This window comes from Synechococcus sp. CCY9202, from assembly GCF_034931685.1.
In the GTDB taxonomy this organism is placed as follows: Bacteria; Cyanobacteriota; Cyanobacteriia; order PCC-6307; family Cyanobiaceae; genus CBW1002.
Genome location: NZ_JAYGID010000069.1, coordinates 28606 through 43590, shown reverse-complemented (window position 1 = coordinate 43590; position 14985 = coordinate 28606). Strand labels below are relative to the sequence as shown.

Genomic DNA, 14985 nt, shown 5'->3' with positions numbered 1-14985 from the left:
CGGCCCCGCCGGTACGGCGGCGATGCCCACCGCCGCGAAGCCGAGCGCCGTCGCCTGCTGCTTGAGGGCGACCGCCAGGGCGGCCCGGCTCACGGCCCGTACAGTTGCTCCATCCCGTCATCCTGCCTGTGAGTTCCGCCACCTTCGGTCGCCTCGGCTTTCTGCTCCGTTGGCTGGGAATCACGCTGGTGGTGCTGTTGCTGCTGCAGCTGGCGGTGCTGTTGCCCCTCTGGAACTGGGGCGAGGAGGGCTACCGCCAGCTCGTCGTCGATCGGCTCGTCACCCAGTCGCCGATGGCCCTGGTGGGTGTGCTGCTGATGCTGTTCGGTGGCCGCCTCGACGAGCCCACTGCAGGCCGCACCCCCCTGAGCTGGGTGGTGGCGGTCCTGAGCGCCGTGCTGGCCATCGCTCTGCTGGTGGCGGTGCCGATGTCGATCAGCGGCGATCGGGCCATGGCCGATCAGACCGATCAGGGCCTGGCGGCCAAGAAGGGCCAGCTGGAGATGGCCCGGGCCCAGATGGAGAACCCCGAGGCGATTCAGCAGTTCGTCCAGCAGGCCGAGCAGGCCGGCCAGCTGCCCGCCCAGGGCACCGATGAGCAGAAGCGTCAGATGGTCAAGGAGCTGATGGGGCGCCAGCTTGACCAGGCCGAGCAGCAGCTTCGGCAGCAGGAACGGGCCCGCGATCTGGCCGTGAATCAACGCCGCATCGGCGGTACCGGCACAGCCGTTGTTCTGGCGGTCTCCTTCGTACTCGTTGCCCTCGTCGCTCTGCTCTGAAGCGGTGCCTGGCTAAGTTGCCAGCAGGTTGCTATAGGCCGGAGCTCCGGGTTGTCGTTTGGTTCCATCCAGTCCCAGGCCTGATCAGCCGCTGGGCGATCGCCTCCAGCAGGATCTCAAGAACGATCTGATCGCCGGTCTGCTGGTGGTGATCCCGCTGGCCACCACCATCTGGCTGGCCACCACGGTGAGCCGCTTCGTGCTGGCGTTCCTCACCTCGATCCCGAAGCAGTTCAATCCCTTCAACACCCTCAACCCGGTGTTGCAGGAGCTGATCAACCTCGGCGTCGGTCTGCTGGTGCCGCTGCTGGGCATCCTGCTGATCGGCCTGATGGCCCGCAACATCGTGGGCCGCTGGCTGCTGGAGTTCGGCGAGGGAACCCTGCTGCGCATCCCCCTGGCCGGCTCGGTCTACAAAACCCTCAAGCAGCTGCTGGAAACCTTCCTGCAGGGCAATTCCGGCCGCTTCCGCCGGGTGGTGCTGGTCGAATATCCACGCGAGGGTCTCTATGCGCTCGGCTTCGTCACCGCCACCCTGGCCACCAGTCTCCAGGCCAGTTTCACCGAGCCGATGCTGAGCGTGTTCATCCCCACCGCTCCCAACCCCACCACCGGCTGGTATGCAGTGGTGCCCGAGAGCTCCGTCAGAGACATCGACATCTCGGTGGAGGATGCCTTCCGCACGATCATCTCGGCCGGCATCGTCAGCCCCGACGAACGCGAGCCCACGTCCAATCGCAGCTTCTCCAGCCTGCTGGCCCAGCTGCGCGCCCCCCAACTCTCCTGATGCAGAGCCGCACCCTTGCCCGCGAACTGGCCCTGCTGATGCTCGGCCAGACCAACGACCGCGTTCCAGCGGCCGATCTCTCGCTCGAGACCCTGCTGCAGCAGGCCATGGCCAGCCTCAGCCAGCACGTGCGTGAATCGCTCGATCGCTCCGCGGAGGATCTGCAGGGTGCCCAGCAGCAGCTGCTCGACAGCGAGCTGCAGGACAGCGGCGAGGCCAGCTTGCCGAAGGTGCGCCAGCATCTGCAGGAGGGCATCGCCCAGGCGGAGCAGGCCCTGAATCGGCTGTCGGCCAGCCTGGAGCTGCCGCGCCTGCTGCTGCTCTCCGACCAGGACGACGTGCGTCGTGGTGCCCTGGAACGGGCGCGGGAGGTGCTGCGGCAGCGCGAGGCCGTGGATGCCCGTCTCGATGGCGTGATGGAGGGCTGGCGTCTCGGCCGCCTGCCCCGCATCGACCGCGACATCCTGCGCCTGGCTGTGGTCGACCTGGAGCACTTCCAGACGCCGCCGGCGGTGGCGTGCAACGAGGCGGTGGAACTGGCCAACCGCTACAGCGATGAGCAGGGCCGCCGCATGATCAACGGCGTGCTGCGTCGCTTCACCCGGTCCGTCTCCGCGAGCTGATCGCCATGGTGTTCGACTGGTTCAAGCGCAACCTGGTCCCTCGCAGCCAGCCGCAGCAGGAGCCCGAACCGGCTTCGGTGCCGCCTGTCCCCGGCCAGGATTCGGAGGCGATCGCTCCTGAGGTTGCGGAGCCCGGGTCACCGGAACCGGACCTGGATCAGGCCGCTGAGTTGACCGCGGCATCGGACGGACGGGCTGCAGACGGGTCCGTCGCGTCGCTCGAGCCTCCGGGGCCCTCCGAACCCGCAACCTCGGAGCCTTCACCCGCAACCTCGGAGCCTTCCCAGCCGGCGTCAGCCCCGATCGAGCCGGCAACGGCTGCCCCAGCACCCAGCCCCTCCGGTTCCCCGGCGAGCGGCCCCTCCGTCGATCAGGACGCTCTGGAGTGGGCCCGTCAGGCCTATGCCCGGCTCAAGGCCCAGCAGCAGGCTGCCGCCGCCGCCGCGGAGCCTGCCCCAGCCCAGCCTGCCGCCGTTCCAGCCCCCCCGGCTCCTGAGCCGGAGGCCGTGCCAGCGTCTGTAGCGCCACCCACCCCTGAGCAGGCCTCCCCACCGCAGCCCCTGCCTGAGCAGGTTCCGACTGAGCCCCCCGGGCCCAGTGCTGCGTCCGTTGATGTGGCCCAGGAACTGCCGCCTCAGGAGTCCAGCGCCAGAGCTAGTGCCACCACGCCGATTGATGCCGGTGGTTCTGCCACCGGCTCGGCTGCTTCTACGCCTTCTGAAGCGGATGGCATTGCCCCGGTGCCCTCTGCCACCGTCTCCTCTGCTTCTGCGCCCTCTGCCTCTTCGTCCTTTGAGGAGCCAGACGTTGCTGCGTCGTCACCAGACAACTCCCCCAGCGCCCCAGCGCCGCAAGCTTCCCCTGCACCCGCGGCCGGTCTGTCCCTGCTTGAGCAAGCCGCGGCCCAGCGGCGCCAGCGTCAGCAGGAGCTGATCGCCTCCACCGAGCTGACCGACACCGGCACCCCGACAGCCGCCCCTGCTCAGCCCTCGCCGCAGGCGGATGCCGCCGAACCCAGCCTCGGCGCCTTCGACGACACCTTCACCTGGTCGGCCGAGGTGCTGGCCGCCCAGGGCCGCCAGCTCGACGACATCTCCCTGGAGGAGATCGACTGGCTGGGTCGTCTGCGCCGCGGCCTTGAGAAGACCCGGCGCGGTTTCGTCACCCAGCTGCTCGATCGCCTCGGCGACGATCCGCTCACCCCCGAGGTGCTCGACGACTTCGAAACCACCCTGCTGCGCGCCGATGTGGGCGTGCAGGCCACCGATCAGGTGCTCGAGGCCCTGAGGCAGCGCCTCAACGAGGAGGTGGTGGACCCGGCTGAAGGCATCCGGTTCCTCAAGGAACAGCTGCGTGGCCTCCTGGACGAACCGATCACCGCCAGTGGCGTTCCCCTGCTCGCCCCCGAACGGGAACGGCTCAACGTCTGGCTGATGGTGGGGGTCAACGGCGTCGGCAAGACCACCACCCTCGGCAAGCTGGCCAACCTGGCGGTGCGCAGTGGCTACAGCTGCCTGATCGCCGCGGCCGACACCTTCCGGGCCGCCGCCGTGCAGCAGGTGCAGATCTGGGGTGAGCGCAGCGGCGTGGCGGTGATCGCCAACCCGAGCGCCAATGCCGATCCCGCTGCCGTGGTTTACGACGCCATCGGCGCGGCCCAGTCCAAGGGCACCGAGCTCGTGCTGGTGGACACCGCCGGCCGCCTCCAGACCAAGCACAACCTGATGGAGGAGCTGGCCAAGGTGCGGCGCATCATCGACAAGCTGGCCCCCGATGCCGCCGTGGAATCGCTGCTGGTGCTGGATGCCAGCCAGGGTCAGAACGGCCTGCGCCAGGCGATGGCCTTTGCCAAGGCCGCCGGACTCACGGGCGTGGTGCTCACCAAGCTTGATGGCAGTGCCCGGGGCGGTGTGGCTATCGCCGTGGCCCACGAGGCCGGTCTGCCGATTCGCTTCATCGGCGCCGGCGAGGGAATCCGCGATCTGCGGCCCTTCAACAGCTTCGAGTTCGTCGAGGCCCTGCTGGCGGTCTGAGCCGTTCGACCCAGGCTTGTGCCGCAGCCGGGCCGCCGTGGTGCCCCGGTTGCGATGGCGTCCATGGCGATCGGAAACCACTGCTACCTTGCGAGCTCCCCGCGGCCGCTCCTTGAGCACCAAGCCGCCGCCCAGGGCCGCCATGGCCCCGTCGCCGCTACCCGCCAGCGCCGATCCTGCCGCCGTGCAACCGGACCCCGAGGCGATCGCGCCCCCCGCCTCTGCACCACTCACGGCCACAGCTTCGCTGCGGCAGCTGCTCGACAGCCTCAGTCGCGAGCAACGCCGCAACGGCGAACTGCTGGCGTCGCTGGGTTTCGCCCTGCGCAGCTTCACCAACCTCAGCCGTTTTCTCGAGCTGGTGGCCCTGGTGGCGGCGCGGCTGGTGGAGGCCGAGGGGGCCCTGCTGGTGGTCTTTCACCCCGATGGTCGCCTCTGGCGCGAGCAGCTGCAGGCCTCGCCGCCGGATCGCTGCGCCAAGCTGCTGCGCCAGATCGCCGCCCTGCCCGACAGCGACCTCCAGGCCCAGGCCAGTGAGGAAGCGGTGGTGCAGCTGCTGGATCAGTTGGTCGCCCGCCTGCTCGGTGAGGTTCAGGTGTTCGGTACGTCGGTGGTGGCCCGCAGCAACCAGCGGGGGCGGCTCTATGTGTTCAGCGGCCCGGATGGGTTGTGCTGGAGCGAGGTGAACCAACGCCACATCCAGCTGGTGGCCGATCTCACCGGTGTAGCCCTGGAGAACGAGCTGCTGCTGGCGGATATGCGGCGCCACGAGCGGCTCGATCGCCAGCTCAGCAGCGGCGCCGAGATCCAGGCCCAGCTGCTGCCCGACCACTGCCCGGTGATCGAAGGGGTGGAACTGGCGGCCCGTTGCCGGCCGGCCTTCCAGGTGGGCGGCGATTACTACGACTTCATCCCCACCCGGCCGCAACTGATGGGCCGCCGCCGCGAGCAGGGGCGTTGGGCGCTGGTGATGGGCGATGTGATGGGCAAGGGGGTGCCGGCGGGTCTGCTCATGACCCTGCTGCGGGGCATGCTGCGGGCGGAGGTGCTGAGCGGCCACGCGCCGGATCGGATCCTGCACGACCTCAACCAGCTGGCCCAGGAAGACCTGGCCCACTCGCACCGCTTCGTGACGCTCTTCTATTCCGATTTCGACCCCCGCACCCGCCTGCTGCGTTACGCCAATGCCGCCCACAATCCACCACTGATCTGGCGGCGCCAGAGCGGCAGGGTGGAGCGGCTCGATGCCCCGGGTCTGCTGATCGGTCTGCAGAGCGAGGCCGAGTACGGCTGCGGCCAGCTGGTGCTGGAACCCGGAGACGTGCTGCTCTATTACACCGATGGTGTCACCGAAGCCCCCGGTCTCACCGGCGAGCGCTTCGAGGAGGAGCGTCTCGTGCGGGCACTGCATGCCGCCTGTCGGTCTGGGGTGGGTGCCCAGGGGATCCTCGATCACCTGTTCGCCCGCCTCGATCGCTTCGTCGGCGACGATCGCCAGCCCGACGACGATGCCTCCCTGGTGGTGCTGAAGGTGCGCGAGGAGGTGATGCTGCCGTCCCTGCCCGCCGCAGCCGGTCTGCGGTGAAACGCTGGCCGCAGCAAGGCCCGACCGCCGCTGAGGCCATCGGCCCTGGCTGAATCCCATCGGCCCTGGGTGGCAAGCTGACGGATCGCCCCAGTGCCTGGCCCGATGGCAGCCGACTCCCCCTCCCCCTCCACCAGCGGTGCGGCCACCGGCGAGCCTGCGGATCGGGGTGTGACCGGCGGAACGGCCGGCAGCTGGAGCGATCGTTTCGAGCAGGGGCTGCATCCGGCGATCGAGCGTTTCAATGCCTCGATCGGGTTCGACATCGCTCTGCTGCAGCAGGATCTCGATGGCTCCGTGGCCCATGCCCGCATGCTGGGCCGCTGCGGCGTGATCAGCGCGGAGGAAGCCGATCAGCTGATCGAGGGTCTGGAAGCCGTGCGGGCCGAGGCGGCCGCCGGCCTGTTCCAGCCGGGCCTGGAGGCCGAAGACGTGCACTTCGCCGTGGAACGGCGCCTGATCGAACGGCTCGGCCCCCTCGGCAAGAAGCTCCACACCGGCCGCAGCCGCAACGATCAGGTCGGCACCGATCTGCGCCTCTGGCTGCGGCAGCAGATCGATGCCATCGATGCGGCCCTGGCGCGTTTTGAGCGCGCCCTGCTGGCCCAGGCCGAACGCCATTCCGAGGTGCTCATCCCCGGTTACACCCACCTGCAGCGGGCCCAGCCGGTCTGCCTGGCCCACCATCTGCTGGCCTACATCGAGATGGCCGAGCGCGATCGCTCCCGCCTCGCGGATGTGCGGCGGCGGGTCAACATCTGCCCCCTCGGGGCGGCGGCCCTGGCGGGGACGCCGGTGCCGATCGATCGCCGTCAGACGGCCGCCGAGCTGGGTTTCGACACCATCTACGCCAACAGCCTCGATGCGGTCAGCGACCGCGATTTCGCCGTGGAATTCATGGCCGCCGCCAGCCTGGTGCTGGTGCATCTCAGCCGCCTCAGCGAGGAAGTGATCCTCTGGGCCAGCGAAGAGTTCGGCTTTGTGGCCCTCACCGACCGCTGTGCCACGGGCAGCAGCCTGATGCCCCAGAAGAAGAACCCCGATGTACCGGAACTGGTGCGGGGCAAGAGCGGCCGGGTGTTCGGCCATCTGATGGGCCTGCTCACGATGATCAAGGGGCTGCCGCTTGCTTACAACAAAGATTTCCAGGAAGACAAGGAAGCCCTGTTCGACGGGGTGCGTACCTGCCTGGATTGCCTTGAGGCGATGGCGATCCTGTTCGAGGAGGGGCTGGCCTTCCGTCCGCAACGCCTCGAGGCGGCTGTAGCCGCTGATTTTTCCAATGCCACCGATGTGGCCGATTACCTGGTGGCTCGGGGGGTGCCCTTTCGCGAGGCCTACCAGCTTGTCGGTGGTCTGGTGAAGACCTGCCTGCAGGAGGGAGTGCTGCTCCGGGATCTGCCCCTGCCGCGCTGGCAGGCGTTGCATCCGGCTTTCGCCGACGACATCTACGCCGCCATCGCACCGCGGCAGGTGGTGGCCGCCCGCCGCAGCGAGGGTGGCACGGGCTTCGAGCAGGTGCAGGCGCGGCTGCAGGTGATGCGGCAGCGGCTGTTGCCCCAGGACCGTTGCACGCCGTGACCTCTGCCCGCCGGAATCCCGGCGATTGGCCACTTCGCTCCTAGGCTTCTGTGGTCGTCGGCGCCGCGTGGCGCCCCCCAGGTCCGTGAGTATTTTCGTTGGCAACCTCCCCTTCCGCGCGGAGCAGGAAGATGTGGCGGAGTTGTTTGCCCCCTTCGGCGAGGTGAGCAGCTGTGCGCTGCCGCTGGAGCGGGATTCGGGGCGCAAGCGTGGCTTCGCCTTTGTCGAGATGGCGGATGAGGAGACCGAAGCCCGTGCCATCGAGGGCCTTCAGGGTGCCGAGCTGATGGGTCGCCCCCTGCGGATCAACAAGGCCGAACCCCGTGGCAGCGCCCCGCGTCGGGGTGGTGGTTATGGCGGCGGCGGTGGCGGCGGCTATGGCCGGGGCGACTCAGGCGGTGGTGGCGGCTATGCCGCCGATCGGGGATCCGGAGCCCGTGGCTGGGAAGACCGCAGCTACGGCGGTGGCGGCGGCGCTCCTTCCGGTGGTTATGGCGGCGCCTCGGATGGCTTTGAAGCTGGCCGCACCCGCCGTCGCCGCAGCGGCGGCGGATCGGCTGAGACCGGTGCTGCCGATGGTGGCCACTACAGCGGAGCCGAAGGCTGAACCGGCTGCTTCAGTAGCCGCGCTCCTCCAGCTGGAGCGCGGCCTGCTCCAGGACCTCCACGCCGGCCTGGCGTGACCCGGCTGCCCTGGTGAGGTCCCGCCGCCAGTGGCGTGCCCCACTCACGCCTTCCACCACCTGCACCAGGTGACGAGCGATCGGCCAGAGGCGCCCGCCGCTGGAGCACCAGCGTTCGGCGTGGGGCATCACGCCCCGCACCACGGTGGAGGCCCGGGCCATCGGTCGTGCGGTGTCGTTGAACAGATCGGCGTCCACACGTGCCCAGCGCAGGGGATGGTCATAGGCCGCCCGGCCCACCATCACCCCGTCCACTTGATCGAGGTGCTCCAGGCAGGCCGCCGGCGTCTGCAGACCACCGTTCAGTTCGATCGTGAGGGCGGGACGATCGGCCTTGAGCCGATGGACCAGCGCATGGCGCAGGGGGGGGATGGTGCGGTTCTGCTTGGGATCGAGCCCTTCCAGCCAGGCTTTCCGTGCATGCACGGCAAAGCGTTGGCAGCCGGCCGACGCCACCGTGTCGACGAAGTCCAGCAGCGCCTCGTAGGAGTCATGGTCATCGATGCCGATCCGGTGTTTCACCGTGACCGCCAGGCCGCTGGCCTCGGCCATGGCCGCCACGCAGCGGGCCACCCGCTGAGGATCAGCCATCAGACAGGCGCCGAAGCGCCCCTGCTGCACCTTCTGGCTGGGGCAGCCCACGTTGAGGTTGATCTCGTCGTAGCCCCAGGCGGCAGCGAGTGAGGCGGCCTCCGCCAGGAGCACCGGATCATCACCGCCCAGCTGCAGTGCCAGGGGATGTTCGATCGGATCGAAACCGATCAGCCGCTCCAGACGCCGCTGCCGCTCCTGCGGATCGCGATGGCGGCTGGCATGGTGGAGCGCCTGCGCCACCACCATTTCCGTGTACAACAGGCTACGGCGGCTCACCTGGCGCATCAGCACCCGGAAGTGCCGATCGGTGTAGTCCAGCATCGGCGCCACACTGAAGCGATGACTGGTGATCGGGTGACAGCTGTCGACGGTGTGTGCCATGACCCCATGCTGCCCAGTCGCGCTGCCGTGGTGGTGGCGGGCGGCGGTCCGGCCGGCTTCATGGCGGCCGTGGCTGCAGCCGAGGCGGGCCGCGGCGATGTGCTGCTGCTGGAAGCCACGCCGGAGCCGCTCCACAAGGTGCGGATCAGCGGCGGTGGCCGTTGCAATGTCACCCATGCCTGCTGGGATCCGGCCGAGTTGGTCGGCCACTATCCGCGGGGTGCCCGGGCGCTGCGGGGCCCCTTCTCCCGGTTTGCCTGCGGCGATGCGGTGGCATGGTTCGATGCCCATGGCCTGGAGCTGGTGGAGGAGGCCGACGGTCGCCTGTTTCCCCGTTCCAACCGTTCCCAGTCGGTGATCGAGACCCTGCGGCGCGCGGCGACTGCAGCGGGAGTGCGCCTCTGCACTGGAGCGGCGCTGCAACGGGCGGAGGTCCGCAGCGGTGGTGGCTTCAGCCTGGAGGTGCGGACCGGTGCCGGTGTTCGCGTCCGGCTCGACTGTGCCCAGCTGGTGCTGGCCACCGGCAGCCATCCGAGCGGGCGCCAGCTGGCCGCCTCCCTGGGCCACACCCTGGTGCCGCCGGTGCCCTCGTTGTTCACCCTGGCCCTGGAGGCACCGGCTCTCACGAAGCTGGCCGGGGTGGTGATGGACCCTGTGGGTCTGGAGCTGCTGCCAGGTCTTGAGCGTGCTGCTGGTGAGCGTTTCCGCCAGCGTGGCACCGTGCTGATCACCCACTGGGGCCTGAGTGGTCCGGCCTGTCTGCGGCTCACGGCTTTTGCCGCCCGAGCCCTGAAGGAGCAGGGTTATCGCGGTCTCCTGCAGGTGGACTGGAGCGGTGGCCGGAGTCTGGTCGATCTGGAGCTGCTCTTCGGCAGGTTGCGCCGTGAGCAGGCCAGGCGCCAGCTGGCCACGGCCCGGCCCTGGCCGGAGCTGAGCCGGCGCCTCTGGTGGCATCTGTTGGAGGAGCAGGGCCTGGATCGGCAGCTGCGCTGGGCTGATCTGCCCGCTCGCGGTCAACAGGGTTTGATCACGGCCCTGCGCGCCAGTCGCTACACGGTGCGGGGCCGCGGGCCATTCGGGGAGGAATTCGTCACTGCCGGTGGCGTCTGCCTCGGCGAGGTGAACCTGGCCACGATGGAGAGTCGGCAACAGAAAGGCCTGTATCTGGTGGGCGAACTTCTCGATGTGGATGGGGTGACCGGAGGATTCAACTTCCAGCACTGCTGGAGTTCGGGCTGGCTGGCCGGTCAGGGGCTTGGAGCTGAGAACCGCTGATCATGATCCGATTCAAAGCAGTCAGCGATCCTGTGCAAACCAGGCAGTTGGGCAGTTGGGTCCTGAGACTCGTGGAAGGGCGGAGATGACCAGTGCATCCGCCAGTGTTCCGTGTCAATCAGACGGGTTGATGATCAACCCAGGCATGGTCGGACAAGTCTGAATGACAAGGACTCAAGACACCCCTGGGAGAACAATCATTCTTTTGGGACAATTCATACCAATTAATTCATGAAGTAGCAGTATCGAATATTGGTCATAATTTATTCTCTAAACAAATTAATCTTTCATCGAATTTTGTCAAATACGGAGAACATTGGAAGATACATTGCCAGGAGAATTGAAGCAACAATGCCTCCCACGAAAACGATCATTGCGGGCTCCAGCATGGAGGTGAGTGCTTTGACAGTAGCCGAAACTTCGTCTTCGTAAAAATCTGCAACTTTGTTGAGCATTGTATCCAGTTCACCAGTTTCTTCGCCGATGGCCATCATGCCAACGGCCATCTCTGGAAACACATTTTTCCGGGCAATGGCGACGCTGAGAGGAATGCCCTCGAGGATGTCTCTTCGGCTTGCATCGATCGCGTCCGAAATGATGGTGTTACTTGTTGTTTCTCTGACGATATCAAGCGCCAATAGAATTGGGACGCCTGCCTTGGCTAAGGAGCTGAAGGTGCGGCAGAATTGAGCCGTAGCCGATGTGCGGATCAGCTCGCCAAAGAGGGGGATTCTCAGAATGCTTGCATCGATATTTCTTCGACCCTTCGGCGTGGCGTAAACCCGTCCGAAAAGCCAGGCGCTTACAATCAAACCTCCAACCAGGAAAAGTGAGAAGCTGGATCTCAGCGTAGCGCTCAGATTCACCATCATCTGGGTGAAGGCCGGCAGCTCAGCACCCAGGCTGTCGAAAATTTCGGCGAAAGTGGGAATCAGAAAGATCGTCATGCCCAGAAAGACGAGGATGGCGATCACCAGCACAGCGATGGGATAGCCCATGGCTCCCTTGATCTGATTCTGGAGTTTGGCGTTATCTTCCAGTAGTTTGGCAAGACGTTTCAGGGTGTCATCCAGGACGCCGCCCAACTCCCCGGCTTCGATCATGGCGATCGTGAGCTTGTCGAATACCTTCGGCCAGCGGCGAATGGCGGCACCAAGGCTGTCTCCCTGGCTCACTTCCAGGCTGACGGCGGTAAGGGCCCGCTTGAACAGGGGATGCTTCTGTTGGGCGGCCATCAGGTTGAGGCCCCGCACGATCGGAACCCCCGCATCCACCAGGGCCGCCATCTTGCTGGCGAACAAGGCTTTCTCCTTGATGCCCGGTTTTCCCTCAAGCAACCCGTTGATCTGGTCCATCAGGTTGCTGCCGCTGCTTCCCTTGGCTGACCGGGTGAGAGCAGATGATCTGGCGTCGACCTGTTGTTTGATTGATGTGGCTTGAATCCCGCGCCGCCGCAGGTTGCGCTTGGCCGTGATCACGTCAGCCGCATCCACATTGAGGCTGACCTGCTTGCCGCGGTTTGTCTTGTAGGTGGCAATGAAAGTGGGCACGGCCGTTCAGGTGTAAGTGTTCAGGAAAGCTGATCCACCAGGCGGCGTAGTTCCTCCGGTTTGGCAGTCTTGCTGAGAGCCTCCTCCAGTTTCACCTCCTCGGAAAGCACCAGATTGGCCAGGGCCTTCTCCAGGGTCTGCATGCCGAGGCTGGCCCCGGTCTGCATCTGGGAATAAAGCTGGGCAGTTTTTCCTTCGCGCACCAGATTGGAGATGGCAGGAGTGTTGATCATGATCTCCTGAGCCATCACCCGGCCGAATTGGCCGGGTTTCGGATTCCAGCGCCTGCAGAGAGTCTGGGAAAACACAGCCATCAGGCTGCTGCTGAGTTGCACCCTGATCTGATCCTGCTGGCCCGCCGGGAAAACGTCCACCATCCGATCCACCGTCTGGGAGGCGGAACTGGTGTGCAGGGTGCCGAACACCAGGTGCCCAGTTTCGGCTGCGGTCACTGCCAGTTGGATCGTCTCCAGGTCCCGCATCTCACCAACCAGGATCACGTCCGGATCTTCGCGAAGAGCTGCCCGCAGGGCATTGGCGAAACTGCGGGTGTCTTGACTGAGCTCACGTTGGTGGATGATGCTTTGATCGGAACGGTAGGTGAACTCGATCGGATCCTCGATCGTGAGGATATGCTCAGCTCGGGTGTGGTTGATGTGATCCAGAATTGCCGCCAGAGTGGTGGTTTTTCCGGAGCCTGTCGGACCGGTTACCAGTACCAGCCCTTTGGGGATACGACTCATCTCTTCCACAATCGGTGGAAGTCCAAGCATGTCCAGAGTGGGAATCTTGTTGCCAAGAGCTCTCAGGCAAGCGGCGTAGGTGCCGCGTTGGCGATAGACGTTCACCCGGAATCGGGAGACGCCTTTGAGGCCATAGGAGCAGTCCAGTTCCCAGGTTTGCTCCAGTTGCTTGCGCTGGGCGTTGTTCAGCAACATGAAGATCAGTCTGTTGCAGTCTTCCTCCTTCAACGCTGTCTCCGTCATCGGACGAAGCTGGCCATTGAAGCGTCCGTAAGGAGGCATTCCGGCACTGAGGTGAAGATCACTACCGCCATCTTCAACCAGTTTGCCCATCAGATCCTCGATCATCAGGTCCATGGCACGTCTTTAGCGGCTTTGCAGACAGTAGGGGCATTCCAGCCACTCTTCCCGCAGCCCAGCACCACAGCCTGCACAGGTGAGCGTGGAGAGCATCCGCGCCCGCCGCTCTGATTCCAGACCCGTGTCTGTGAGCAGCATCCGTTCCACCTCCTCGAGGGTGGTGTCGCCGTTGCGAACCAGATCGAGGCCATAGCCGAGCAAGGTCTTCATGCCACTTTCGAGAGCCAGGCGCCTCAGGACGTCTGTGGTGGCTCGCTTGGCGATGGCAGCGGCGATCTCTTCGTTGATTCGCAGCACTTCGTAAACCCCCACCCTGCCCTTGTAACCACTGCCCTGGCAGATCGGGCAGGCGTGGGGGCCTCCGGGGGGCTGCTTGTTGGCCCGGAAGAAGGTCACGTTGGTTTCCCGTCCTGCCAGTAGTCCGAACCGGCCCAGCTCCTCGGGGGTGGGCCGGTAGCTCTGACGGCAGTGCACGCAGACACGGCGTAGCAGCCGCTGGGACACGATGCCCAGAAGCGAGGCGCTCACCAGGAAGGGTTCGACTCCCATCTCGTCAAGTCGGGCAATGGCGCTGGGGGCGTCGTTGCAGTGGAGGGTGGTGAGGACCAGGTGGCCGGTGAGTGCTGCTTCGATCGCGGTCTTGGCCGTCTCCAGGTCACGTGTTTCCCCCACCAGGAGCACGTCGGGGTCCTGCCGCATGAAGGCCCTGAGGGCCACGCTGAAATCAAGCCCCTTGTCGCGGTTGACCTGGGTCTGGGTGATCCCCTTGAGGGTGTATTCAATCGGATCCTCGACCGTGGAGATATTGATTGTGGGGTTGTTCCGTTCCGCCAGCAATGAGTAAAGGGTCGTTGACTTACCGGATCCGGTGGGTCCGGTGACCAGGATCATGCCGAATGGCTTGGAGCCAAGGTTGCGTACGACCTCGCGCGCCTGTGGATCCGTGATCAAGGTATCGAGACCCAGTTGGGTGGCGCCGCTGTCGAGCAGACGGAGCACCACTTTCTCGCCCAGCCGGGTCGGCAGAGTGCTGACACGGAAATCCATCTTCCGGCCACGGAAGGTGCGGCGGATACGGCCGTCCTGAGGCATTCGCCGCTCGGCGATATCCAGATCCGCCATGATCTTGAAGCGGGAGGTGACCGCGGGGATCAGGCTCTTGGGCAGATCCTCGAAGTGTTTCTGCAGAACACCGTCCTGACGGAAGCGAACTTCAAGGGCATGTTCCTGGGGTTCGATGTGAATGTCGCTGGCTCCGGCACTCAACGCCTCAATCAGGATCCGATCCACCAGGCTCACGATTGGTGAGGCGTTGGCGCTCTCGCTGCTGATCTCCAGCTCCTGGAGGTCGTCGGTGACCTCTCTCAGTTCGCTTCCACCTGTTGAGATCGCCAGATCCTCGATCAGGGATCGTGGCTGGATCGTGTAAGCGACGTGGTCTTCATGACCGTTGCCCTCGTTGTCTTCCTCGTTGTCGTCGTCGAGATGGAAGTCGTCGGTGTCACTGTCGTCGATCCCACGGACGCTGGAGACAGCGGTGGCCGATGGGGCGTCCCCAGGGACCGGAGTGGTTTCGAGGTTCTCCAGTCGCTCGCTCAGGTCACTGGCCAGGGCGAGGTTGAAGGAGGCGGTCAGGCCCGCGTCTGTCAGTTCCTCCGCCAGGCTCTGCTGGCTTGCCGGGCCCCAGTGCGTGGGAATGGCCACCTGCAGGGCCTGGCCGTTTTGCTGCAGGGGCAGACAGCCCAGTTCTCTCCAGCGTTCGACGCGAATCGGTTGGTCGTCGGCCATCAGGCGGTGATCGGCCCGTTCCAGATCCTGGGGCCGCAGCACCGGCTCGCCGAGCAGCAGCTCCACTTCCAGCCGTTGCTGTTCGGGGAACAGGGCGTCGGCAACCGGGCGGATGGGGGTCAGAGTCATGGGCCGGAACCGCTGGGCTCAAAGGTGCGGGCTTCCGCCGCTTGTGGGAGGAGGGCCCTGAGTTCCAACATGTCTAGATCCGATTTGCGCTCCA

General features: G+C 65.9%; 12 protein-coding genes. 8 read left to right on the top strand and 4 right to left on the bottom strand.

Annotated elements, in window-relative coordinates:
* Positions 1-128: 128 nt before the first annotated feature.
* The 7 genes from VB777_RS09910 (at position 129) to VB777_RS09880 (ending at position 7995) form a co-directional block, all read left to right on the top strand.
* A complete protein-coding gene (locus tag VB777_RS09910; RefSeq protein WP_322757940.1) occupies positions 129-779 on the top strand; it encodes an HpsJ family protein in 651 nt (216 codons plus the stop codon).
* Positions 780-837: 58 nt separating this feature from the next.
* Positions 838-1566 (top strand): DUF502 domain-containing protein, encoded by a 729-nt coding sequence (locus VB777_RS09905; protein WP_197157852.1) that lies wholly within the window; start codon positions 838-840, stop codon positions 1564-1566.
* On the top strand, positions 1566-2189 hold the full coding sequence (nusB, locus tag VB777_RS09900) for a transcription antitermination factor NusB (protein ID WP_197157854.1): 624 nt from the start codon (positions 1566-1568) through the stop codon (positions 2187-2189). The genes VB777_RS09905 and nusB overlap by 1 nt, the downstream gene beginning before the upstream one ends.
* 614 nt (positions 2190-2803) lie before the next feature.
* Positions 2804-4222 (top strand): signal recognition particle-docking protein FtsY, encoded by a 1419-nt coding sequence (ftsY, locus tag VB777_RS09895; RefSeq protein ID WP_416238335.1) that lies wholly within the window; start codon positions 2804-2806, stop codon positions 4220-4222.
* A 112-nt stretch (positions 4223-4334) separates the two neighbouring features.
* A complete protein-coding gene (locus VB777_RS09890) occupies positions 4335-5807 on the top strand; it encodes a PP2C family protein-serine/threonine phosphatase (protein WP_323248650.1) in 1473 nt (490 codons plus the stop codon).
* A gap of 105 nt (positions 5808-5912) precedes the next feature.
* Entirely contained in the window at positions 5913-7388 is a 1476-nt protein-coding gene (gene argH, locus VB777_RS09885) for an argininosuccinate lyase (RefSeq protein WP_323248648.1), read from the top strand.
* Positions 7389-7473: 85 nt separating this feature from the next.
* Entirely contained in the window at positions 7474-7995 is a 522-nt protein-coding gene (locus tag VB777_RS09880; protein ID WP_323248646.1) for an RNA-binding protein, read from the top strand.
* Between the two features lie 10 nt (positions 7996-8005).
* On the opposite strand, the gene dusA is transcribed toward VB777_RS09880, so the two are convergent.
* Positions 8006-9046 carry a tRNA dihydrouridine(20/20a) synthase DusA gene (gene dusA, locus VB777_RS09875; protein WP_323248644.1) on the bottom strand — a complete coding sequence of 347 codons (1041 nt, stop codon included), beginning with the start codon at positions 9044-9046 and terminating at the stop codon, positions 8006-8008.
* A 6-nt stretch (positions 9047-9052) separates the two neighbouring features.
* Here dusA and VB777_RS09870 point away from each other — a divergent pair, with 6 nt between their 5' ends.
* Positions 9053-10321, top strand: coding sequence for an NAD(P)/FAD-dependent oxidoreductase (locus VB777_RS09870; RefSeq protein WP_323248642.1), 1269 nt, complete (start codon positions 9053-9055; stop codon positions 10319-10321).
* A gap of 287 nt (positions 10322-10608) precedes the next feature.
* Here VB777_RS09870 and VB777_RS09865 read toward each other — a convergent pair whose 3' ends face one another.
* Genes VB777_RS09865 through VB777_RS09855 form a run of 3 tightly spaced genes read right to left on the bottom strand, consistent with a single transcriptional unit; the run spans position 10609 to position 14891 of the window.
* Positions 10609-11871 (bottom strand): type II secretion system F family protein, encoded by a 1263-nt coding sequence (locus tag VB777_RS09865; RefSeq protein ID WP_322757945.1) that lies wholly within the window; start codon positions 11869-11871, stop codon positions 10609-10611.
* Positions 11872-11891: 20 nt separating this feature from the next.
* Entirely contained in the window at positions 11892-12971 is a 1080-nt protein-coding gene (locus tag VB777_RS09860) for a type IV pilus twitching motility protein PilT (RefSeq protein ID WP_197157863.1), read from the bottom strand.
* 9 nt (positions 12972-12980) lie between these two features.
* A complete protein-coding gene (locus VB777_RS09855) occupies positions 12981-14891 on the bottom strand; it encodes a GspE/PulE family protein (protein WP_323248640.1) in 1911 nt (636 codons plus the stop codon).
* Positions 14892-14985: the final 94 nt, after the last annotated feature.